Origin of the sequence: Saccharopolyspora montiporae (assembly GCF_015209505.1) — a bacterium.
In the GTDB taxonomy this organism is placed as follows: domain Bacteria; phylum Actinomycetota; class Actinomycetes; order Mycobacteriales; family Pseudonocardiaceae; genus Saccharopolyspora; species Saccharopolyspora montiporae.
Map to the genome: position 1 here is coordinate 28,804 of NZ_JADEYC010000041.1, position 20,056 is coordinate 48,859.

Sequence of the window (20,056 nt, forward strand, 5' to 3'; positions counted from 1 at the left end):
CTAGACCTGGCCGCGGAGGTGCTCGTGCTTGGCCAGGACCGAGGACTCCAGCTCGGCCTGAAACGAGCTCATCGCCGCGCGCAGCCGCGTGCCGAGCTCGCCGCTATCGGCCGACAGCGTGCGCACCGCCAGCAGCCCCGCGTTGCGCGCACCGCCCACGGACACCGTCGCGACCGGAACCCCGGCGGGCATCTGCACGATCGACAGCAGCGAGTCCATGCCGTCCAGGTACTTGAGCGGCACCGGAACACCGATCACCGGCAGCACGGTCGACGCGGCGACCATCCCGGGCAGGTGGGCGGCGCCCCCGGCACCGGCGATGACCACCCGGATCCCGCGCTCGGCGGCGCGCGCCGCGTAGTCCAGCATCCGCTGCGGGGTCCGGTGCGCCGAGTAGACGCCGACCTCCCACGGCACGTCGAACTCGGTGAGCGCCTGACCGGCCGCCTCCATGACCGGCCAGTCCGAATCGCTGCCCATGATCACGCCGACCAGCGGGTGTCCGTCCGTCACCTGTGCTCCTCCTCGCGATCGACGCGCGAGCCCGGGAATGCCCCGGGGCTCGGAAGTATCCGTCTTCGCCGGCCAGCTCGACCCGCGCCAGCCCGGAACCCGCCCCTAGTGGATCTCGTGGCCGTCCGCCCACTCGGCGTGCGACAGCCAATGCGCGGCCAACCGGGCCTGCTCGCGGATCTCGTCCATCCGGTCGCCGAGCAGGTTGACGTGGCCGAGCTTGCGGCCCGGCCGCTCGCCCTTGCCGTAGAGGTGCACCTTCGCGTGCGGATAGCGGGCGAACAGGTGGTGCAGCCGCTCGTCCACGCTCATCGCCGGTGTCTCCGGCGCACCGATCACGTTGCCCATCACCACCGCGGGCGCCGTCGGCTCGGTGCTGCCCAGCGGGTAGTCCAGCACCGCGCGCAGGTGCTGCTCGAACTGCGACGTGCGCGAGCCGTCGATCGTCCAGTGCCCGGAGTTGTGCGGGCGCATCGCCAGTTCGTTGACCACCAGGCCGGAGGCGGTCTCGAACAGCTCCACCGCCAGCACGCCGGTCACGTCCAGCGCATCGGCGATCTGCAGCGCCATGTCCTGCGCCTGCCGGATCAGGTCCGCCGAGGCGTCCGGCGCGGGCGCGAGGGTCTGCACGCAGATCCCGTCCTGCTGCACCGTCTCCACCAGCGGCCAGCAGGCTCCCTGGCCGAACGGCGACCGGGCCACCAGGGCGGCGAGCTCCCGGCGCAGCGCCACCCGCTGCTCCACGAGCAGCACGGCCCCGCTCTCCAGCAGCTCGGCGGCGGTGCTGCGCGCCTCGTCCGGGCCGTCCAGTACCCAGACCCCGCGGCCGTCGTAACCGCCGCGGGCGGTCTTGAGCACGCACGGCCAGCCGTGCTCGGCACCGAACTCCAGCACATCAGCGACCGAGGTGACCTCGGCGAACGGCGGCACCGGAACGCCCAGCTCGGCTAGCTTGCGACGCATCACCAGCTTGTCCTGCGCGTGCAGCAGCGCGTCCGGCCCCGGCTGCACGGACGTGCCGGACGCGGCCAGCACGCGGAGCAGGTCGCCGGGCACGTGCTCGTGGTCGAAGGTCAGCACGTCGCAGCCCTGCGCGAAGTTCTTCAGCGCGTCCAGGTCCGTGTGCTGCCCGATCTCGACCCGCGGCGCCACCAGGGCCGCCGAATCCTCGGGCGAGGTGGCCAGCACCTTCAGCGACTGGCCCAGCGGGACGGCCGCCTGATGGGTCATCCGGGCCAACTGGCCGCCACCGATCATGCCGACGACTGGGGTTCCGGTGCGCTGGTCCACCCGTCCAGCTTAAGTTCCGCAGCGCGCCGCTCCAGCGCGAGGGTCGCCCGCCCGGACCGGTGCGCGGAACGCAGATCCTCACTCGGCCGGGCGTGTCGCCGGGGCCAGCTGGTCCAGCAGCCGGAACGGATCCGCCGGGAACTCCGCCTCCCACGCGGTCACCTGCGCAGCACCCAGCGATCCGTCGGCGGCGAAGCGGTGCCGGATCCGCGCCAGGGCGAGTTCGCAGCGCGGTCGCAGCCCCGGTTCCCGCGGCGCGAGGACCGCCGCCGCGGACGGCCGCACCAGCGCCGCGGTCTCCCCGCCGCAGAACACCGCGCCGAGCACATCACCGACCAGCACCATGCCCGGCGAGCGGACCGGCCCGGAGCACGGGTCCAGCGAGAACACGACCAGCGCGTGCGACTCGGACACCGCTCGACCGCGCACCCGGGCCGCCCGCTGCACTTCGGCGAGCCGCCCGCCCAGGTACCCGGCGGTGGCCAGCCCGGTCAGCGGATCCCGGACCTCGCCGCCCACCACCTGCGCCAGCAGCGCCTCGGACCAGCCGACCGACAGCGCCCGCACCATCCAGGACGGCACCCCGTCCGGATCGGCCGGCGCGGGACCGGCTCGCTCGTCCGCCGACACCGCGTGCAGCGCGGCCACGTCCTGCAGCGCGGACCGCAGGCCCACCCCGGCTGCGGCGCGGGCCGCGCCCAGCCCCGCCAGCACGTCCGCGAGCTGCTCCCCGGCCACCACCGCCGCGCAGACCTCCTCGACCGCTTCCGCGTCCCAGTCGCTCGGGAACGGCCAGCCCGCGGCCAGGCTCGCCGCCCACCAGCGCGACCGCAGCGCCCGGCGGCCACCCCGGGAAGCGGGTCCGTCGCACGCAGTCGAACCGTCCCGCACGGCCCCTCCCTTCATCGATCCTGCGCGAGGGGGACGCACCGGGCACTGGTCCATGACGGTGCGGGTCGTGGCGCAGCCGGAGCGCCGTAGCTCACAATGATCGGCGGCAGCGGGATGATCATGGTTCCCGGATCCGGTGCGCGGCGGCCCGGCAGGTGCGAACGGGAAGGACAGGTGTGGCGGCAGACCCGACGGAGGTTGCGGGCCCCGGCGACGCTGAACTGCTGGAGGCGGTTCGGACCGGATCGACCCAGGCGTACGCGACGCTCTACGAACGGCACGTGGCGGCCGCGCGGAACATGGCCAGGCAGGTCGCCCGCTCCCCCGGCGAGGCGGATGACCTGATCTCCGAGGCGTTCGCGAAGGTGCTGGACGCGCTGCGCGGCGGGGGCGGACCGACCAGCGCCTTCCGCGCCTACCTGCTCACCTCGGTGCGCAACGCCGCGTACGACCGCACCCGCCGGGAGAGCAAGGTGCGGCCCGCCGAGGACGTGGCCGAGGTGCCTGGCGCCGACATCAGCGTCCCGTTCACCGACCCGGCCGTGGCCGGCCTGGAGCGCTCGCTGGCCGCGCAGGCGTTCGCTGCGCTGCCGGAGCGCTGGCAGACCGTGCTGTGGCACGTCGAGGTGGAGGGCCAGACCCCGGCGGACGTCGCCCCGCTGCTGGGGCTGACGCCGAACGGCGTCTCCGCGCTGGCCTACCGCGCGCGCGAGCGGCTGCGCCAGGAGTACCTGCAGGTGCACCTCGGCCGCCTGGACGAGCAGGACGGACCCGAGCAGTGCCGGGCGATCGCCGACCGGCTCGGCGCCTGGACCCGGCACGGGCTGTCCAAGCGGGAGACGGCGCAGGTCGAGGCGCACCTGGACCGCTGCGACCGGTGCCGCGCGCTGGCCGCCGAACTCAGCGACGTGAACGGGGCGCTGCGGGTGTTCGTCGCCCCGCTACTGCTGGGCGCGGCCGCGACGGGGTACCTGGCCGCCTCCTCGGCCGGTGCGGGCGCGGCGGGTGCCGCCGGGGCCGCGGGAGCGGGCGGCGGTGCGGTCGGTGCCGCGAGCGCCGCACCGCGCCAGGGTGCCGTGGCCGGGGTCTCCACCAGCGCGCTGGTCGCGGCGGTCGCCGTCGGGCTCACCGCCGGGCCCGCCGAGATGCCCACCGCGGCGCCGCCTCCGCCGCCCCCCGCCGAACGGCCCGCACCGCAACCGCAACCTCCGCGACCCGAGCCACCAGCGCCCCCGGCACCGGAACAGCCGCCGCCCGCACCGGCCCCGCCGCCAGAACCGGAACTGGACGCGACCTCACCCGCCGCGCCGATCCGGCTCGTGCCCGGCGGAGATCCCGCCGAGCTGCCGATCACGGTGCGCAACAGCGGGTCCGCACCGTCCGAGCCGGTGACCACGACGATCGCCGTGCCGCCCGGGGTGACCGCGCACATCCCCGGGGCTTCGGCCGACCGGCCCGCGGGACCGGCGAGCACCGCACCGCAGAGCGCGACCCCGCGCGTCGCGACGGCCGCCACCTCCCGCACAACGGCACCCGGGGAACCGGGCGTGACCTGCGAGGACACCGCCGGTTCGGTCAGCTGCCGCACGGACCGCGGGCTGCAGCCCGGCGAGTCGTTCACCTTCGCCTTCCGCCTGCGGGCGAGCCCGGAAGCCCGCAGCGGGACCGTCGAGGCCGAGGTCGATGCCGGGCGCCGGGTGCAGCTGGCGCTGCCGGTGGTCCCGGTGCGCGTCCAGCCGCCGGAGCCCGTCGACGGCGTGCGGGTGCGCGCCGCGGTGTGGGATCCCGTCCCGTGGCTGGACAGCCGGGTCGAGTTCGACGTGCGCAACACCGGGCGCGCGCCGGGACGCGCGCAGACCGAGGTGCGATTGCCCGCCGGGGTCGCTGCGATCGGTGTCCCGCCGGGGTGCGAGGCGTTGCCCGCCGAACCCGGACTGCTGCGCTGCTCGGCGGAACTGGATCCGGACGAATCGTTCACCGGCCGGGTGTGGGTGGGCACGCTGCCCGGCTTCACCCGGCCGCTGCGCGCGGTGCCGGACGAGCCGTACCGGGAGTTCCCGGTCGAGGTCACGGCGCAACTGGGCGCCGCGACCGACCGCGACGCGGTGGGCGTGCGGCTGTGGTTCCCGTGGATCCCGCCGCTACCGGACCCTCCCGGGCCGGAACCGACGGAATCCGAACCGCCGCCCCGGCCCGAACCGACGGAGTCCGAACCGACGGAGTCCGAACCATCGGAGTCCGAACCGGGAGGGCCGCCGACGAGCTCGGTGCCCCCGACGCCGCCGAGCGGTAGCGAACCCACCGGCGAACCGTCCGAGAGCGAACCCACCGGCAGCGAACCGAGCACGAGCGGGAGCGCCCCGACGACCCCGGACCGGCCGATCGACACCGCACCACCGTCGAGCGACGACCGGCCGTCCTGGTCGGACGAGGAACCACCGACGCCCTGGGGCCGCGATCCCGCCGAGGAGACCGGCCGCAGCACCGAGGACGGGGATCGCGCCGGGCGCGGATGACCGGCGTCACGGGGCGCGTCCGCGGAGAACGGCGCGGGAGGCTCCGTAGACTCGCACGCGTGTCCGTCGTCGATTCGGCCCTCGCGCGCCTGCCCGAGGTGTACCGGTCGCTGGTCGTGCGCCACCACGAGTTCCTCAAGTTCGGGACCGTGGGCGCGATCACCTTCGTGCTGGACACCGGCATCTTCTACCTGCTCAAGCTGAGCGTGCTGGCCGCGCACCCGGTCACCGCGAAGGTGCTGGCCGTGCTGTGCGCCACCGCGCTGTCCTACGTGCTCAACCGGGAGTGGTCCTTCCGCACCCGGGGCGGGCGGCGGCGACCGCAGGAAGCCGCGCTGTACTTCGCGGTGAGCGCGATGGGCGTGGCCCTGTACTCGGCACCGCTGTGGGTATCCCGGTACGTGCTGCTGCTGGCCACCCCGCACACCAGCAGGCTGGTCGAGGAGATCGCCGACTTCACCGCAGGTCAGGTGGTGGGGCTGCTGGTCGGCATGGCCTTCCGCTGGTGGGCGTTCCGGCGCTGGGTGTTCCCGCGCGAGGCCCGCGAGCAGCACCGCGAACTCCAGCCCAGCGCCCCGGCCTGACCGGAACCGCGGGCTACCGCGGGGTGGACTGGATCTTCCACGAGATGCCCAGGACGTCGTCCGCGCGGGCCATCGGCAGGAAGATCTCGAACATCGCCGGGCGGGCCTTGCCCAGTTCCAGCCGCCCGCCGTCGGCTTCGATGAGTGCCCGGGCCAACGCCAAGCCCACCCCGGTCGAGCCGTGCCCGGAGAACCCGCGCTCGAAGACGTACGGGATCAGCTGGTCCGGCACGCCCGGTCCGGCATCGCTGACCTCGACCACGACCGTGCCCGCGCTCTGCTTGCCGACGAGCGTCACCGTGCCTTGGCCGTGCCGCAGCGCGTTGTCCAGCAGCACGCCGATCGCCTCGCGCAGCCGGGCCGGCGTGGCCCGGGCCAGCAGCTCATCGGCGATGCGCGTGCGCAGCGTGCGTCCCGCCGCCCGCATCGGGTCCCGCCATTCGGCGGCCACGTCGGTCAACAGCCCGGAGACGTCCAGCGGTTCGGCATCCTTGGCCCGCGCCTCGATCGCGGCCGCCAGCAGGTCGTCGAGCACCCCGGAGAGCCGTTCGGCCTGCTCCAGCGCGGCCGTCGCCTCCTCGGCGGTGTCCTCGTCCCCGGTCGCGGCCAGCGTCTCCAACCGCAGCTGCAGCGCGGTGAGCCTGCTGCGCAGCTGGTGCGAGACATCGCCGACGAGGTCCCGCTCGCGCTGCACCAGCTGGGACAGCGCAGCACCGGACGCGTCCAGCGCATCGGCCACCCGGTCCAGCTCCGGGACGGCGTGCCGCTGCGGATCGGCCCGAAAGTCGCCCGCGCCGAGGCGGGCGGCCCGGGCGGCGACGTGCCGCAGCGGATCGGCCAGGCGGCGGGCGGTCACGCTGGCCACGATCATCCCGGTGCCCGCCGACAGCACCACCAGCAGCACCACCAGCCCGGCGACCTGGAACTGCTGGGTGCGCACCGGGCCGCTCGGCGCGGCGATGGTGACGGTCCCGCTCTGCACCATCGGCACCATCTCGACCAGCGGCCGTTCCCCCGGGTCGGGTCCGTAGACGTAGTCGCGGGTCTGCGTGCGCACGATCAGCCGCGCCCCGTCCGGCACGGCCAGCCGAGCGGCGTCCAGGTCGATCTCCTGGTCGGCGGCGATCTGCTCGTCGAGCAGCGTGGCGATCTGCTGGGCGCGGGTGGACAGGTCCCCGGCGGTGAGGTCCTGCACCAGCTTGAGCGCGCTGAAGCCCAGCGGAAGTCCCAGGGCGACGGCGGTCACGGCGACCGCCAGCAAGGTGGCCTGCAGGATTCGTCTGCGCATCGCGGGGTCAGCCCGAGTTGAACCGGAACCCGACACCGCGGACCGTGGCGATCCGCGTTTCGTCGAGCCTGCCGTTGCTGTCGCCGAGTTTGCGGCGCAGCCAGGAGATGTGCATGTCCAGCGTCTTGCTGCCCTTGCGGTCGGACTCCGGCCAGACCTCCTCCAGGATGTCTTCCCTGGTCACCACCTGCCCCGCATGCCGCATCAGCACCCGCAGCAGCTCGAACTCCTTGTTGGCCAGCTGCACCTCGTGCTCGTCGACGAGCACCCGCCGAGCGGTGAGGTCGAGCCGCACCCCGGACGCCTCCAGCGTCTCCGGCGCCCCGCGGCGCAGCAGCGCGCGGATCCGGGCCATGAGCTCGGCGAGCCGGAACGGTTTGGCGACGTAGTCGTCGGCACCGGCGTCCAGGCCGACCACGAAGTCGACCTCGTCGGTGCGCGCGGTGAGCATGAGCACCGGCAGTCCGCGCCCCTGGGCGCGCAACCTGCGGCAGACCTCCAGGCCGTCCATCTCCGGCAGGCCGAGATCGAGCACCAGCAGATCGACCCCTCCCGCAGCGGCGGCCTCCAGCGTCTCGTTCCCGTCCTCGATCACCTGAACCGAGTAGCCCTCGCGCTGCAGCGCTCGGGACAACGGCACAGCGATGGCCGGGTCGTCTTCTGCCAGCAGCACCACGCTCACACCCCCAGACTAGTGGGCCCCGGAGATCGCGTCCGTCCTCCTCGGGGAACGGGCCGGGCCACCCGCACGACCGCACTGCCGTGCACCACTAGAGTCGGGGCGTGCGCAGCGATCTCGATCTCGGACTGCAGCTGGCCGACGTCGCCGACCGGATCACCACCCACCGGTTCCGGGCGCGTGACCTGCAGGTGGACAGCAAACCCGACCGTACCCCGGTGACCGATGCCGACGTGGCGGTGGAAGACGCGGTGCGCGCGGTGCTCGCCGAGCAGCGGCCGGCCGACGGGGTCGCCGGGGAAGAACGCGGCGGCGGCACCGGCGCGGGCCGCACCTGGGTGCTGGATCCCATCGACGGCACGAAGAACTTCCTGCGCGGGGTGCCCGCGTGGGCGACGCTGATCGCGCTGGTGGACGAGGGCAGCCCGGTGGTCGGGGTGATCAGCGCGCCGGCGCTGGGCAGGCGCTGGTGGGCCGCGCGTGGCGAGGGCGCCCGGGCGCGGACCGGCGGCGGCGAGGCCGAGCGAATCAGCGTCTCCGCGGTGCGCGATCCGGCCGACGCCTACGTCTCCACCACCCACCTGACGACCTGGGTGGAGCACCACTCGCGGGAGTCCTACCTGCGGCTGGTGGACGCCTGCTGGGAGAACCGGGCGTTCGGCGACTTCTGGAGCCACTGCCTGGTCGCCGAAGGCGCGATCGACATCGCCGCCGAACCGGTCGTCAACCCGTGGGACGTGGCCGCGGCGCAGGTGATCGTCGAGGAGGCCGGCGGGCGGTTCACCGACCTGACCGGAGCGCCGCGCTACGACGGGGGCAGCGCGCTGTCCACCAACGGGCACCTGCACGACACCGCTCTCGACCTGCTGCGCCGGTAGCGGAACCGCGTCACCTGCCGCTTCCGGTTGGTCACCCGGCCCGCAGGCCGGTCACGAGGCCTGGTTGCGCGGGAGCGGGGTGCCGTCGGGTGGGGTGCTGGTGCTGTCCACCGGTCCTACGGCGCCGCGCAGGACCTGGGTCCAGGTGAGCCTGCCGAACAGGTAGAAGCAGGCGACGTGCTCGCTGGTGAATCGCGCCCAGTCGTAGCGGTTGCCCTGCTCGCTCCAGTACACCTCCCAGGCGGGAGCGCCCTCCGAGTCGTCGCGCACCAGGCACCAGGCGTCGTCGGCGTCCGCGCCGACCGACACCAGTTCGGCCGGGACCTGCATCGCGGTCAGCCAGCCCAGCACCGACTCGGTGTTCATGTGGCCTCCTCCGGTGCGCTGCGTCCGATCCGCAGGGTCGCCGCGTCGGCAGCGCTTCGGGCGGTCTTCCATTCCACCAGGTAGCCCAAGCCGACCAGATCGATGATCGGGCAGGTGGTGCGGTAGCGCACACCGCCGCCGGGGTGCCCGTGACCGGGTCGCGCGATGCTGCGCCAGGCGGGCAGTGCGCGCACCACCCGGTAGCGGCGGTAATCGCGGTGCAGGTGCCCGTCCGGCAGCGAGCGCCGGTCGAACCGCGTGCCGGCGGCGAAGGCGATGCGTCCGGCACCGCTGCCGAACAGGTCCAGCTCCTGGTCCGGTTCCAGCAGCACCGCGACCGCGTCCCGCTCCGCGGAGTCGGGCGGGTCGTCCCGCCCGTTCTGTTCCCACACCCCGGCGGTGACCTCGGCAGGCGGTTCGACCGGGCCGGCGTCGACCGGGCCGACCTGGCCGGATGCCGCCCGGCGCAACGCATCCGCGTCGCCGACCAGTCCGGCCCGCGGGTGGTCCTGCGGCCGGTGGGACTGCGCGGTACCGCCCGCGCAGTCCTGCGCGCTGGGCCGCGACGCCGCGACCGGGAGGTAGCCGATCGGGAACTGGTGCAGCGCGATCGCGATCGCGTCCGGTCCGCGACTGCTGCGCAGCGGGCGCTGGCCCGGCCCGTCCTGGCGCACCGGGAGCGGGCGCAGCGGGGAGCGGCGGTTGCGCTGCTCGGCCCGGTGATCCGGGACCGCCGGGGCGAACCGGATCGGTCCGGTGTCCCGCGCCCCCACGATGTCCCGCGTTGCCCCGATGTCCCGGGTTGCCCCGCCGTCCCGAGCTGCCCCGCCGTCTGCGGCATCCCGGCCGCTCACCTCGTCCGCCGCGGGGATGCGCACACCGGACGAGGGATCCACCGCCGCGCACAGGGCCTGCCGGATCCGCTCGGCCTGCGCGCTCGCGTCGCGCACCGCCCGCTCCAGCGCGGCCGGGGTGGCCGCACCGGTGGACACCGCCTCGGCGAATCCGGCCAGGGCGGCGAGTTCGGCCACCAACCTGCCCTTGGCTGCCGCGACCTGGCGGGCCGCGTGGTCGAGGCGGTCCGCCGCGGCACGACATTCCTGCGCGGCGGCCGCGAATTCGTCGGCCACGGCCCGCAGTTCGCCGTCCGCCGCGCGTTCGGCCGACCGGGCTGCCCGAGCCGCGAGATCCGCCTCGGCAGCGGCCGCGTCCCGCCAGGCCCGTGCCGCCCGGTGCATGGCGCGCTCATCGGCCTGCGGCCAGCGCACCCCGCACCAGGTGGCGGCACGACCCAGCTCGGGCGGCAGCGCGCTCATCGGATCAGCCCCGCTCGCCGGTCCGGCCGGGTGCACCGGCGCGCAGCCGCGCGGGCGCCGCGTCCAGCCGCTCCAGCAGCTGCCGGGCGCGCGCCGCGTGTACCCGGGCGAAGGCCGTCCCCGCTTCGTCGGCTCCCCAGCAGGCACCGGTCGCCCGCAGCTGCGCGTGGAGCCCGTCGGCCACCTGCCGGGCGCGGTCGGCGAGCTCGGCCCGCACATCAGCCGGGTCCTCGGCACTGCCCCGCATCTCGTTCATGACCACGTCCCGTTCCACCCGGTGATCGATGCCGCCCGCCGCTGCCCGGCGGGAACGGTCGCCGAGCCCGCTGCGGCGACCGCGATCAATCGTTCCACGGGAAAGCGGTCCGGGTCGCGTCGCCCGGCGGGGTGCACCGGATGTCCGCAGCCGCCGACCGGGCGTGAGCGACGGCACGTGCCGGCGACCAGCGGCTTCCCGCTCGCGTGATCAGCGCGACGCCGAACGCGCGGCATCGCGGTGCGACCATCGGGACATGGCCACGATCGCGTACGAAGACCTCGAACCGGGAACCGTCGTCGACCTCGGCGAGGTGGAGATCGACCGCACCGAAATGCTGGATTTCGCCCGGCGGTTCGACCCGCAGCCCTTCCACCTCGACGCGGAGGCCGGTCGGCGTTCCGTCCTGGGCGGGCTGTGCGCCTCGGGCTGGTACACGGCGTCGCTGTGGATGCGCGCCTACGTGGACCGGGTGCTGGCCGACTCGACGGCCCAGGGATCGCCCGGCGGCAACGAGCTCAGCTGGCAGGCGCCGGTGTACCCGGGCGATGTGCTGCACTTCCAGCTGGAGGTCCTGGACAGGCGGCGTTCGCGCAGCAAGCCGGGTCTGGGGCTGGTGGATCTCACCGGGACCGCTGACCGGGGCGCCGACCGGGTGCTGCGCTTCTCGTTCGTCGGCCTGTTCGGCACCCGCGAGCAGGACTGAGCCTCACCGGCCGGTGATCAGCGGATCGCCGAACAGCTCCGGCGGGTGACCGATGCGCAGCCCGCCGGACACGGCGGTGCGCACGGCACGGGCGAGGCTCGACCCGATCAGCGAGCGCGGACCCGCGTAGTCCTCGACGGGTCCGTCCGCCGGGCACAGCACCGCGGTCGCGTCGGTGACCGTCCCGGTACCGGGCACGCCCGCTTCCAGCAGCGCCTGCACTTTGGCCTCGGCGACCGTGGCCACCGCGTTGACCAGTGCCCCTTCGCTGAGCCGCACCGGGGAGAAGCACACCGCGTTGATGGTGCCCGCGTGCTCGGCCGGGGTGCGCAGTTCCGGGGCGGGCGCGGAGCTCGCCGCCCAGACCGGCTGACCGGCACCGGTGGTCACGGTGGCGCGTACCCCGCCGTCCTCGGCGCTGACCCGGTCCGCGACGTCGACCGCGGTGAGCAGGCCGATCCCGTCCCCGGCGAGACCGAGTCCGGCCGCGAGCCCGTCGAGGTGCGCGCGCGGCTGCGGGTCGTCGTAGTCGTAGGACACGGTCGCGTTGAGCACCCAGGACCGGGTGCCGATACCGCCGCCGGACACCGCGGAGGAGATCGCCAGCAGCGGCCGCCGCGAGCGCCAGACCAGCACCGGCCTGCCCCGCACCTGGTGCAGGGCCGGTTCCGGCGCGGTCACGAGCCCAGCGCCCGGACCACCCCGGACGGGCTGGGCCTGCCGAGCTGTTCGGCCATCCACCGGCTGGTGTCCACCAGCGCGCGCAGGTCGACGCCGTGCTCGATGCCCATGCCGTCCAGCATCCAGACCAGGTCCTCGGTGGCCAGGTTGCCGGTCGCCGACTTCGCGTAGGGGCAGCCGCCCAGCCCGCCCGCGGAGGAGTCCACCGTGCGCACCCCGGAGCGCAGCGCGGCCGCGGTGTTGGCCAGCGCCTGGCCGTAGGTGTCGTGGAAATGCACGGCCAGCCGGTCCAGGTCGATCCCGGCCGCGGTGAACGCGCGCAGCAGCGCGGTCACGTGCCCCGGCGTGGCCACCCCGATGGTGTCCCCGAGGGACAGCTGGGTGCAGCCCATCTCCAGCAGCCGCTTGCCCACGGACACGACCTGCTCGATCGGCACGGGGCCTTCCCACGGATCGCCGAAGCACATCGAGACGTACCCGCGCACGGACAGCCCGTCGGCGGCGGCGCGGCGCACTACCGGGTCGAACATGACGAACTGCTCGTCCAGCCCGCGGTTGAGGTTGCGCCGGGTGAACGATTCGGTGGCCGCGGCGAACACGGCCACATCGGACACCCCGGCTTCCAGCGCCCGGTCCAGCCCGCGCATGTTCGGCACGAGCACCGGGTAGCGCACCCCGGGCACCCGGTGCAGCCGGTCGAGCAGCTCGGTGGCGTCGGCCAGCTGCGGAACCCATTCGGGACGCACGAAGCTGGTGGCTTCCAGCACCGCGAGCCCGGAAGCGGCGAGGCGGTCCAGGAATTCGAGCTTGACTCGAAGCGGGACGACCTCCTGCTCGTTCTGCAGGCCGTCGCGGGCGCCGACCTCCCAGATGGTCACCGCGTCGGGCAACGCGTCCGGGACCGGGTCCGGAACCCGCATCGGCAAACCGGTTTCGCGCGCGTCCATCACCACTCCTGCCCGGCGTCGCGGTCCCGCGACCAATCCTGGTTGACCTCCCGGTAGAGCAGGGTGTGCACCCGCTCGACGTCCGGGATGTCGTCGAACTCCAGCGGCTCGTCCGCCGCCGACTCCACGACCAGGGTCCCGCAGCCGAGCAGCCGGTCCACGAACCCGTGCCGGAAGCGCACCGAGTTGATCCGGGACATCGGGATGTCCACGCCGCTGCGGGTGAACACGCCCTCGCGCACCATCAGCCGGTGCGTGGTGATCACGAAGTGGGTGGTCCGCCAGCGCACCACGGGGGCGAGGGTGAGCCAGACCAGCAGCACCGCGCCGACCACGGCCAGCGCCGACCAGCCGATGACGTGCCAGCTGGTCGGAGCGATCAGCGCGGCCGCGTACGAACCGCCCCCCGCCACCACGAACAGCACCACCACCGGCAGGACCAGCATCTTCCAATGCGGGTGCCGGTGCACCACGACGTGCTCGTCCTCACCGAGCAACCCGTCTGGGTACGCCACGCCGAACCCCTCCTCAACCCGTCCGGTCGCCGATCACCGTACCGGTCGAAACCGGCGGCTGGTGCTCATCGGACGGTTGACGTGCGCACGTGCACCACGTCCCCGGCCGAAACCTCCCGCACCGAGCCGTCCGCGCCGCGCACCACGAGCCGCCCGCTGTCGTCCACATCGGTCGCGGTGCCCTCGAAGCTGCCGGATCCCAGGTGCACCCGCACCTGCCGGCCGAGGGTGCCGCAGCGCGCGCGGTAGCGATCGGCCAGCCCGGAGGCCGACACATCACCACCGTGCGCCCGCCACAGGTCGTCGAGCTCGGCGAGCGCGGTGAGCAGGGACACCGCCAGCTCCGCGCGATCCACCTCGGCGCCTTCCACGGCCAGCGAGGTGCCGGGCAGGCCGCTGGATCCGCTGGGCAGGTCCGCGGACCGGTGGTGCACGTTCAGCCCGATGCCGATCACGATCGCCGGTGCGTCGCGGCCGGTGACCAGCTCACCCAGGATCCCGGCCGCCTTGCGCTGCTCGTCGCCGAGCAGCAGGTCGTTGGGCCACTTCAGGCAGGCGGGCACGCCCGCAGCTCGGTCCACGGCCTGGACCGCGGCGATCCCGGTCAGCAGCGGCACCCAGCTCAGCACCGCGGTCGGCACCGGAGGGCGGAGCAGCACGCTCAGCTGCAGCCCGTACCCGCGCGGGGAGTGCCACTGCCGCTGCAACCGGCCGCGCCCCTGGGCCTGCTCCTCGGCGAGCAGCACCGTGCGGTCGACGGCTCCGCGCGCGGCGGCGGCCATGAGGTCGCTGTTCGTCGACCCGGTCAGCCCGACCACGTCCAGCGCGGCGTACGGGCCCGCCTCGACGAGCCGCGAACGCAACCACTCCTGATCCAGTTCAGCGGGGTTCAGCACCACCCCAGCCTAGTCGCGCCGCCCAGCAGCGCCGCCGGTCACCGCTGCTGCCAGTACTGCGGCGGCAGGTTGAGCCCGAGGAAGTCCTTGGCCAACTTGTTGGTCTCGGCACCGCCCAGGTACACCGAGTGCAAGATCCCGTTGTACACGAGATCCCAGAGTTCCCGGTTACGTTGAATGTCGTTGAGCTGCGTAGAAAACGCGTTCCCGTACCGATCCTTCAGCTCGATGGATCGCGCTGTCCCGCTGACAGAAGCTGTCACCTCGGTCAATTCGTAGGTGTTGACAAACGAACGCTTGCCGCCGCATACCCAGTCAGCACCGGCGGAAACGCGGACGTTCCGCTCGGTCAGCATGAACAGGAAGGGCCAAGGGAGGATGAACAGCCACATCCACCACACGGCCATCCAGCCGACCCCGCCATCTTTGAACATCAGGAAGACGACGACGATCACCGAGAGAATCAACCCGGATACGGCCGAATTCTTGCTTTTCGGGTAGAACCACTCCAGCATCGGCCCTTCGCCCTCCGGTGGGCGTGGGACCTTCTTCGCACTGTTCTTGTGCTTCTGGTCCGGCCCGGACCAGTCACGTTCGAGCGGCGCATGCGGAGGGCGTGGCTCCCCGGTCACCACGTCCGGCTTCGGCGGCAGGTCGACCTCACGCATGATCTTCTCCCGGCTCAGAAGAGATCGCCGGCCCAGTCACCGACGGCTCCGGCCGCGTCACCGACGGCACCTGCGACGTCATCGCCCCACTCCTCGATGGCGAACCCTGCACCGACGGAAGCGACGACACCGAGTCCGATAGCCCAGCCCACCGGTCCGCCCGCTGCGAACACCAGAGCCCCGGTAGCGGCACCGGCCGCATACCCACCGAGCCCGGACGCGACGCTCGTCGTGGGGTCCTTCTCGGCGATCCCGACATCGTATCCAATTCCAGCACCGGTGATGACCAGTCCGGCCACCGGAAGCTTGCTACCGACCTTCAAAGACCCCCGAAGAAGCTTGTTCCCAGCCTGTTCCGGCCTTACCCCAAAGTTGAGATTTCGCTGGAGGAGGGACTTGGTCTTCGGGCCGAGCCTGTCGACGAACTGCGCGGTTCTCGTCGCCGTGGCCTTGCGGGTCGACTCGGCCATGTTGACCGAGTTCCGGGCGTGGATGGCGGCGGCCCGCGTCTGGTGCTGCAAGCTGAGGTACGGGCTGTGCATGAGGCTGCCGGCCCGTTCGAGCTTCCCGCTCTCGGCGATCGTCGCCGCAGCTGTGCGGAAGGCGCTGCTCTGCGCAGCGGTCGCACCGGCGAGGCCGGTCATCGCGTCGGCGATGTTGAACGGGCTCTTCTCCGCGACTCCGCTGATGAACCTGTTCAGCACCGCGAGCGAGCTGTTCTCCAGCTTTCGGGCGTCGTCGATGGTCTGCGAGCACTCCTGGTACGCCTGGACCTTGCGGGCGTAAGCGGCTTGGGCCTGGGTACCCGCCGCATAGGTTCGCTGCTGCTCGGGCGTGGCCGGTTCGTCCGACGGCAGCGGTGTCGGTGGGGTCGGTTCGGGCCCTGGCTCCATGATCCGGTTCCCGTGCACCGTCAACCCGGCCTCACTCGCGTGCTGACGCGCTTGCGCGATCCGCTGCTTGACCGTGTCGAGGTTGTCCGCGTGCTCGTTCAGTTCACGGCACATCGCGGTGTGGTCGGTCGAGACCTCGTCGATCTCCGGGCCGACTCGCGACATGCCACCGCGAAACGAGTCCCCGGCCGAGCTCGTCCAGGTGGGCTCGGAAGAACTGCTCGCCTGATGTCCACGGGTTCCTGCGGTGTCGATTCGCTGCGTCACCTGGCTCAGCCACCGAGCACTGGCGCGGATGCCCGCGGGATCGCCTTCGACTTCGGTGTTCAACGGCATCGGTCACCCCAGTTGATCGTCACCGCGGACCGCTGTCGTGCAGGTCTTCGGCGCTGATCTGATCGGATTCCTGGTAGAGGTCTCGGCTGGACGTGATCGCGTCGCCGATCACGGTCAGCGCCTCGGAGATGGCAGCGGTGTTGGACGTCAGCATGGCCAAGGCTCCGGCCACGGCTTGAGTGGCCACCCCGACATCGGGAGCAGGTGGCGCTGCAGCAGCCTCTTCGAGCTGACTGCTGCCTCCGCGCAGCTTGCTCGCGATTGCTTCGAGCTCATCGAGATCGGCGTTCGTCCCGCTCATCGGTGCGTTTCCCCCTCGGAGTCCTTCCGCTGCTCGGCCGGAAGTGCGGCATCCCACAACAGCACTTCCGCACCGCTGCTCTCCTGGATGTGCTGCACCTTGTCCGACGGCAACGATGCCCAGGGCTGCAGATCGCCGCAGTTCTCCACGAGCGCGTCGAGCGAGGTATAGGCCAGCACGGCCGTGCGCCCATCCTCCAGTTGGCGCAGCTCCACCGTCACTTCGGTGTCGCCGCGCAGCACGCGCTCGCACGGCACGTACACGACCACAGCGGGTTCACCGTTCACCTCCGCCATGTAATCGGCACCGATCACCGACGGCGCGGCGTCACCCTGCCCCTGCATGGCCTCCCCTGCTCTACCCGGAAAAGCGTCGATCGATCCCACCATATCGACCATCCGGGTGTACGGAAGCGGCTTTCGCGCATCGGCACCGACGCTCCGGGAACCGCGTTCGCGGCGCCCCGCGGGCGGGGCTCGGGGTGGCGGTGCTTAGCATCCCGGCGTGCGATTCGTGCTGGCATCGGCCTCCCCCGCCCGGCTGTCCGTGCTGCGTGCGGCGGGCGTCGAACCCGTGGTTCGGGTGTCCGGAGTGGACGAAAACGCGGTGACGGCGGGCCTGTCCGACCCGTCGCCCGCCGAGCAGGTCACCGCGCTGGCGCGGGCCAAAGCGGAGGCGGTGAGCGCGGAGATCGCCGCGGAGGAACCGGACGCGGTCGTCGTGGGCTGCGATTCGATGCTCTTCGCCGGGGGCGAGCTCGCGGGCAAGCCGGGGACGCCGGCCACCGCGCTGGAGCGCTGGCGGCGCAACGCGGGCGGCACCGGGGAACTGCTCACCGGACACGCGGTGGTGCTGCTGACCGGCGGCGAAGTCCGGGACAGCACCTGCGGTCACCTCAGCACGACCGTGCGCTTCGGCGAACCGACCGAGCACGAGCTGCAGGCGTACGTGGCCACCGGCGAGCCGTTGCACGTCGCGGGCGGCTTCACCCTGGAAGGGTTCGGCGGCTGGTTCGTCGAGGGCGTGGACGGCGACCCCTCCGGTGTGCTCGGGATCAGCCTGCCGCTGACCCGCAAGCTGCTCGCCGGGGTCGGGGTCGGGGTCGGCGTCGTCGACCTGTGGCAGCAGGGCTGACCTCGATCAATCACGGAGCACGGCCCTCCGAGCCGCGGCGGCGACCGTAGGATGACCGGTGTGGGCAACGGGTGGCGCGGTAAGGACCTGCGGATCGGCGATCCGGAGCGGCAGGCCGCGCTGCGCATGCTCGGCGAGCACATGTCGGTGGGCCGGCTGGACATCACCGAGTACGAGGAGCGTTCCCGCAGCGCAGCAGCCGCCCGCTTCCGCTCGGAACTGGACGGGCTGTTCCACGACCTGCCCGGCCCGCACCCGGGTGACCAGTCCCCGCAACCGCAATCCGCTGGGCGCGCGCCGATGGGCACCGCGAGCCGGATCGCGGTGGTGCTGCTGGCCGTGGCCGCGGGGGTCGCCCTGCTGATCACGGCTCGGCAGTTCGGCCTGCTGGTGATCGTCCTCGGGCTCGTGCTGTGGCTTTCCTGGCGCCGCTGATCACGTCGCGCAGCAGGGTGGCTACGGTGTGCCCATGGCCAGCTCGCGTACCGGGGTAGCCCGGTTGACCGCCGCGGTGGCCGCCGCGGCCGGTCTCGTCGGCTGCGGAGCGCCGCAGTCGGCGGACTCGTCGGCGACCGGAACACCCGCCACCCCGCCGCCGACGAGCAGCGCGCAACCACCCCCGCCGCGCCCGGCCGAGTTGAGCCTGCACGACGTCGACCCGTGCTCCCTGCTGGACGACGGCCAGCGCGCCCAGCTCGGGTTCGACCGCCGGCCGATCGCCGACTCCGACGCAGGTTTCGGCGACGCGGCCACCTGCAGCCACCGGAACACCACCGCGAAGATCGGCACCCGGCTGGCGCTGATCACCACCGAGAGCATCGGCGTGTGGACCGGGGACACCGCGCAGGTCGAAGCCGAACCTCAGGTCATCGGCGGGTTTCCATCGCTGGTCATCAAGACCCCGGGCTTGGACCTGTCCTGCAACGTCGCGGTCGACGTCGCCGAGGGCCAACACCTGGATGTGCTGTACCGGGACGACGGCGGCCGCCCCGCGCCACCGCTGGACCAGTTGTGCGCCGGGGCGCAGCGCGTCGCCGAAGAGGCCGTCGCGGGCCTGTCCGCGGCACACCCCGAGCTCGGCCCGGACGGCGCCACCGGCCCGTGACCGCAGGCCCGCACCCACCGGGGTGTGGCACGAGCCGCGTTCGGAGCACTCCCCAGCGTCACGAATGGTGACTACAGTGATCGACGGCCGTGGCCTGACGGCTCGCGCATCCGCGCGGTGCCGCGCCGCCGGAACGCGGCGGGCAGCGGCGGGCGTTGCCGCCAGGCCGGCGTTCGCGCACCGGAGCCCGGTTGCGGGCTCCACCTGTGGGAGGGGAGAACGTGCCGCTCAGTGCTCCGTCGGGCGATGATTCGCCCGAAACAACGCCGGGCGCCGCCGGCGGATCCGTGGAGATCGAACCTTCATCCATCCCGAAGCTGGTCAGCGCGCTGCAGGAGTCGCTGGACTCGGTGGGCCTGCAGATCGAGCACGCGATCACCGAACTGCGCATCCGCCCGTGGGCGGGTGATCCGGTCAGCACCTCGGCCGCGCAGGAGTTCAACGACCGCTCGATCGGCGGCGGCGAGGACGCGCTCACCGCGCTGTGCGGCTACCGGGACCAACTGCAGGCGGCGGCGGAGTCGCTGGATCGCGCCGGGGACCAGTACCGGCGGATCGACGAGGACGGTGCCGCGGGCATGAGCGGGGGTTGCTGACTCGATGGGCGAGCACCGGTGGGAGGGCTACCGCCATCCCGAACTCTTCGATCTGATCAACGACGGACCGGGGCCGGACGGGTCGCTGACCAGCGTCCGGCGCTGGGAGGAGCTGACCCGGGCGCTCGGCGAGATCGATTCCGGACTGGCCGGAGCGGTGGCCGCGGCCGCGGCGGGCTGGCGCGGTGCGGCGGCCGACAGCGCGCAGGAGGGCCTCCGTCCGCTGGGCGCGTGGGCCGAGCAGGCCCGGCAGGCCGCCGCCGACATGCGGGAGCGTGCCGAGCAGCAGGCCGAGTTCATCGGCAAAGCGCGGCGGGACATGCCGCCGCCGGTGCCGGTCACCAGCGAGGAACCGGGCGCGGCGATGACGCTGCTGACCCATCTGTTCGGCGGGCAGACCGACCACGAGGTGCAGGAAGCCGAGCGGGATGCCGCCGAACGCCGCGCGTTCGAGGTGATGCGCACCTACGAGTCCGCGACGCGCACGAACACCACCTCGCTGGCTTCGTTCGTCCCGCCGCCGCAGGTCGTGGTGGACACGCCCGGTTCCGCTGGTGGCGGCGGGGTTCCGGGGCAGCAGCAGCCGATCACGATGAGCTGGGGCGGCGCGGCCGCCGCCGGTGGTGCGGCGGGCGGCGCACTCGCCGGCGGATCCGCCGCGGCGGGCGCGGCGACCGGGCGGTCCGGGTCCGGGCGGACCC

At 73.2% G+C, this 20,056-nt stretch carries 25 protein-coding genes; 9 read left to right on the forward strand and 16 right to left on the reverse strand.

Annotated features, from left to right (window positions below; translation table 11 throughout):
• The 3 genes from purE to IQ251_RS18175 all read right to left on the reverse strand — a co-directional run bounded on the left by purE (position 1) and on the right by IQ251_RS18175 (position 2,709).
• Positions 1 to 480: a 5-(carboxyamino)imidazole ribonucleotide mutase gene (gene purE / locus IQ251_RS18165; RefSeq protein ID WP_193930037.1), complete on the reverse strand. Its 480-nt coding sequence runs from the start codon at positions 478 to 480 to the stop codon at positions 1 to 3.
• A gap of 138 nt (positions 481 to 618) precedes the next feature.
• Complete coding sequence (locus IQ251_RS18170; protein ID WP_193929980.1) at positions 619 to 1,803, reverse strand: 5-(carboxyamino)imidazole ribonucleotide synthase; 1,185 nt, start codon at positions 1,801 to 1,803, stop codon at positions 619 to 621.
• Positions 1,804 to 1,881: 78 nt separating this feature from the next.
• The gene (locus tag IQ251_RS18175) at positions 1,882 to 2,709 is read right to left on the reverse strand and encodes a hypothetical protein (RefSeq protein ID WP_193929981.1); all 828 of its coding nucleotides are present in this window, start codon (positions 2,707 to 2,709) and stop codon (positions 1,882 to 1,884) included.
• 161 nt (positions 2,710 to 2,870) lie between these two features.
• Between IQ251_RS18175 and IQ251_RS18180 the strand changes: the two genes are divergently transcribed.
• Positions 2,871 to 5,210: a sigma-70 family RNA polymerase sigma factor gene (locus tag IQ251_RS18180; protein ID WP_193929982.1), complete on the forward strand. Its 2,340-nt coding sequence runs from the start codon at positions 2,871 to 2,873 to the stop codon at positions 5,208 to 5,210.
• A gap of 59 nt (positions 5,211 to 5,269) precedes the next feature.
• Positions 5,270 to 5,794 carry a GtrA family protein gene (locus IQ251_RS18185; RefSeq protein WP_193929983.1) on the forward strand — a complete coding sequence of 175 codons (525 nt, stop codon included), beginning with the start codon at positions 5,270 to 5,272 and terminating at the stop codon, positions 5,792 to 5,794.
• Between the two features lie 13 nt (positions 5,795 to 5,807).
• On the opposite strand, the gene IQ251_RS18190 is transcribed toward IQ251_RS18185, so the two are convergent.
• On the reverse strand, positions 5,808 to 7,082 hold the full coding sequence (locus IQ251_RS18190; RefSeq protein ID WP_193929985.1) for a sensor histidine kinase: 1,275 nt from the start codon (positions 7,080 to 7,082) through the stop codon (positions 5,808 to 5,810).
• 7 nt (positions 7,083 to 7,089) lie between these two features.
• Positions 7,090 to 7,764, reverse strand: a complete 675-nt coding sequence (locus tag IQ251_RS18195) for a response regulator transcription factor (protein WP_193929987.1) — start codon at positions 7,762 to 7,764, stop codon at positions 7,090 to 7,092.
• A gap of 101 nt (positions 7,765 to 7,865) precedes the next feature.
• Here IQ251_RS18195 and hisN point away from each other — a divergent pair, with 101 nt between their 5' ends.
• The gene (gene hisN, locus IQ251_RS18200; protein WP_193929989.1) at positions 7,866 to 8,639 is read left to right on the forward strand and encodes a histidinol-phosphatase; all 774 of its coding nucleotides are present in this window, start codon (positions 7,866 to 7,868) and stop codon (positions 8,637 to 8,639) included.
• Positions 8,640 to 8,690: 51 nt separating this feature from the next.
• Here hisN and IQ251_RS18205 read toward each other — a convergent pair whose 3' ends face one another.
• Genes IQ251_RS18205 through IQ251_RS18215 form a run of 3 tightly spaced genes read right to left on the reverse strand, consistent with a single transcriptional unit; the run spans position 8,691 to position 10,595 of the window.
• On the reverse strand, positions 8,691 to 9,005 hold the full coding sequence (locus IQ251_RS18205) for a hypothetical protein (protein ID WP_193929991.1): 315 nt from the start codon (positions 9,003 to 9,005) through the stop codon (positions 8,691 to 8,693).
• Entirely contained in the window at positions 9,002 to 10,321 is a 1,320-nt protein-coding gene (locus tag IQ251_RS18210) for a glycohydrolase toxin TNT-related protein (protein ID WP_193929998.1), read from the reverse strand. The genes IQ251_RS18205 and IQ251_RS18210 overlap by 4 nt, the downstream gene beginning before the upstream one ends.
• 4 nt (positions 10,322 to 10,325) lie before the next feature.
• Positions 10,326 to 10,595, reverse strand: coding sequence for a hypothetical protein (locus IQ251_RS18215; protein ID WP_193930000.1), 270 nt, complete (start codon positions 10,593 to 10,595; stop codon positions 10,326 to 10,328).
• Between the two features lie 238 nt (positions 10,596 to 10,833).
• Here IQ251_RS18215 and IQ251_RS18220 point away from each other — a divergent pair, with 238 nt between their 5' ends.
• Positions 10,834 to 11,283 (forward strand): MaoC family dehydratase, encoded by a 450-nt coding sequence (locus tag IQ251_RS18220; RefSeq protein WP_193930002.1) that lies wholly within the window; start codon positions 10,834 to 10,836, stop codon positions 11,281 to 11,283.
• A 3-nt stretch (positions 11,284 to 11,286) separates the two neighbouring features.
• On the opposite strand, the gene IQ251_RS18225 is transcribed toward IQ251_RS18220, so the two are convergent.
• From IQ251_RS18225 to IQ251_RS18260, 8 genes are all read right to left on the reverse strand, one after another.
• A complete protein-coding gene (locus IQ251_RS18225; protein ID WP_193930004.1) occupies positions 11,287 to 11,964 on the reverse strand; it encodes an adenosylcobinamide amidohydrolase in 678 nt (225 codons plus the stop codon).
• A complete protein-coding gene (locus tag IQ251_RS18230; RefSeq protein WP_193930006.1) occupies positions 11,961 to 12,911 on the reverse strand; it encodes a hydroxymethylglutaryl-CoA lyase in 951 nt (316 codons plus the stop codon). Before IQ251_RS18230 ends, IQ251_RS18225 begins: the two co-directional genes overlap by 4 nt.
• A complete protein-coding gene (locus IQ251_RS18235; protein WP_193930008.1) occupies positions 12,911 to 13,426 on the reverse strand; it encodes a PH domain-containing protein in 516 nt (171 codons plus the stop codon). The genes IQ251_RS18230 and IQ251_RS18235 overlap by 1 nt, the downstream gene beginning before the upstream one ends.
• Before the next feature lie 65 nt (positions 13,427 to 13,491).
• Positions 13,492 to 14,322 (reverse strand): biotin--[acetyl-CoA-carboxylase] ligase, encoded by an 831-nt coding sequence (locus IQ251_RS18240; RefSeq protein WP_193930010.1) that lies wholly within the window; start codon positions 14,320 to 14,322, stop codon positions 13,492 to 13,494.
• 38 nt (positions 14,323 to 14,360) lie between these two features.
• Entirely contained in the window at positions 14,361 to 14,990 is a 630-nt protein-coding gene (locus IQ251_RS18245; RefSeq protein ID WP_228047491.1) for a hypothetical protein, read from the reverse strand.
• A gap of 14 nt (positions 14,991 to 15,004) precedes the next feature.
• Complete coding sequence (locus tag IQ251_RS18250; RefSeq protein WP_193930012.1) at positions 15,005 to 16,219, reverse strand: WXG100 family type VII secretion target; 1,215 nt, start codon at positions 16,217 to 16,219, stop codon at positions 15,005 to 15,007.
• A 19-nt stretch (positions 16,220 to 16,238) separates the two neighbouring features.
• Positions 16,239 to 16,520: a hypothetical protein gene (locus tag IQ251_RS18255; RefSeq protein ID WP_193930014.1), complete on the reverse strand. Its 282-nt coding sequence runs from the start codon at positions 16,518 to 16,520 to the stop codon at positions 16,239 to 16,241.
• Positions 16,517 to 16,918, reverse strand: coding sequence for an SAV_915 family protein (locus tag IQ251_RS18260; protein ID WP_228047493.1), 402 nt, complete (start codon positions 16,916 to 16,918; stop codon positions 16,517 to 16,519). The genes IQ251_RS18255 and IQ251_RS18260 overlap by 4 nt, the downstream gene beginning before the upstream one ends.
• A 106-nt stretch (positions 16,919 to 17,024) precedes the next feature.
• On the opposite strand from IQ251_RS18260, the gene IQ251_RS18265 reads away from it, so the two are divergent.
• The 5 genes from IQ251_RS18265 to IQ251_RS18285 all read left to right on the forward strand — a co-directional run.
• Positions 17,025 to 17,654 (forward strand): Maf family protein, encoded by a 630-nt coding sequence (locus IQ251_RS18265; protein WP_193930016.1) that lies wholly within the window; start codon positions 17,025 to 17,027, stop codon positions 17,652 to 17,654.
• A 60-nt stretch (positions 17,655 to 17,714) separates the two neighbouring features.
• A complete protein-coding gene (locus tag IQ251_RS18270; protein ID WP_370591489.1) occupies positions 17,715 to 18,089 on the forward strand; it encodes a DUF1707 SHOCT-like domain-containing protein in 375 nt (124 codons plus the stop codon).
• 34 nt (positions 18,090 to 18,123) lie between these two features.
• A complete protein-coding gene (locus IQ251_RS18275; RefSeq protein ID WP_193930020.1) occupies positions 18,124 to 18,759 on the forward strand; it encodes a DUF3558 domain-containing protein in 636 nt (211 codons plus the stop codon).
• Between the two features lie 287 nt (positions 18,760 to 19,046).
• Positions 19,047 to 19,355, forward strand: a complete 309-nt coding sequence (locus tag IQ251_RS18280; protein ID WP_370591490.1) for a hypothetical protein — start codon at positions 19,047 to 19,049, stop codon at positions 19,353 to 19,355.
• Positions 19,356 to 19,359: 4 nt separating this feature from the next.
• Positions 19,360 to 20,056: PPE domain-containing protein (locus IQ251_RS18285; protein ID WP_193930029.1), on the forward strand; the 697-nt coding region annotated here is incomplete at its 3' end.

What these genes read in the sequence shown, in the direction of transcription:
- IQ251_RS18255 (WP_193930014.1), bottom strand. Translation starts at nt 16,520, where the DNA reads ATGAGCGGGACGAACGCCGATCTCGATGAGCTCGAAGCAATCGCGAGC.
- IQ251_RS18260 (WP_228047493.1), bottom strand. Translation starts at nt 16,918, where the DNA reads ATGGTCGATATGGTGGGATCGATCGACGCTTTTCCGGGTAGAGCAGGG.
- IQ251_RS18190 (WP_193929985.1), bottom strand. Translation starts at nt 7,082, where the DNA reads ATGCGCAGACGAATCCTGCAGGCCACCTTGCTGGCGGTCGCCGTGACC.
- IQ251_RS18205 (WP_193929991.1), bottom strand. Translation starts at nt 9,005, where the DNA reads ATGAACACCGAGTCGGTGCTGGGCTGGCTGACCGCGATGCAGGTCCCG.
- IQ251_RS18220 (WP_193930002.1), top strand. Translation starts at nt 10,834, where the DNA reads ATGGCCACGATCGCGTACGAAGACCTCGAACCGGGAACCGTCGTCGAC.
- purE (WP_193930037.1), bottom strand. Translation starts at nt 480, where the DNA reads ATGGGCAGCGATTCGGACTGGCCGGTCATGGAGGCGGCCGGTCAGGCG.
- IQ251_RS18175 (WP_193929981.1), bottom strand. Translation starts at nt 2,709, where the DNA reads ATGAAGGGAGGGGCCGTGCGGGACGGTTCGACTGCGTGCGACGGACCC.
- IQ251_RS18245 (WP_228047491.1), bottom strand. Translation starts at nt 14,990, where the DNA reads ATGCGTGAGGTCGACCTGCCGCCGAAGCCGGACGTGGTGACCGGGGAG.
- IQ251_RS18250 (WP_193930012.1), bottom strand. Translation starts at nt 16,219, where the DNA reads ATGCCGTTGAACACCGAAGTCGAAGGCGATCCCGCGGGCATCCGCGCC.
- IQ251_RS18210 (WP_193929998.1), bottom strand. Translation starts at nt 10,321, where the DNA reads ATGAGCGCGCTGCCGCCCGAGCTGGGTCGTGCCGCCACCTGGTGCGGG.
- IQ251_RS18275 (WP_193930020.1), top strand. Translation starts at nt 18,124, where the DNA reads ATGGCCAGCTCGCGTACCGGGGTAGCCCGGTTGACCGCCGCGGTGGCC.
- IQ251_RS18230 (WP_193930006.1), bottom strand. Translation starts at nt 12,911, where the DNA reads ATGGACGCGCGCGAAACCGGTTTGCCGATGCGGGTTCCGGACCCGGTC.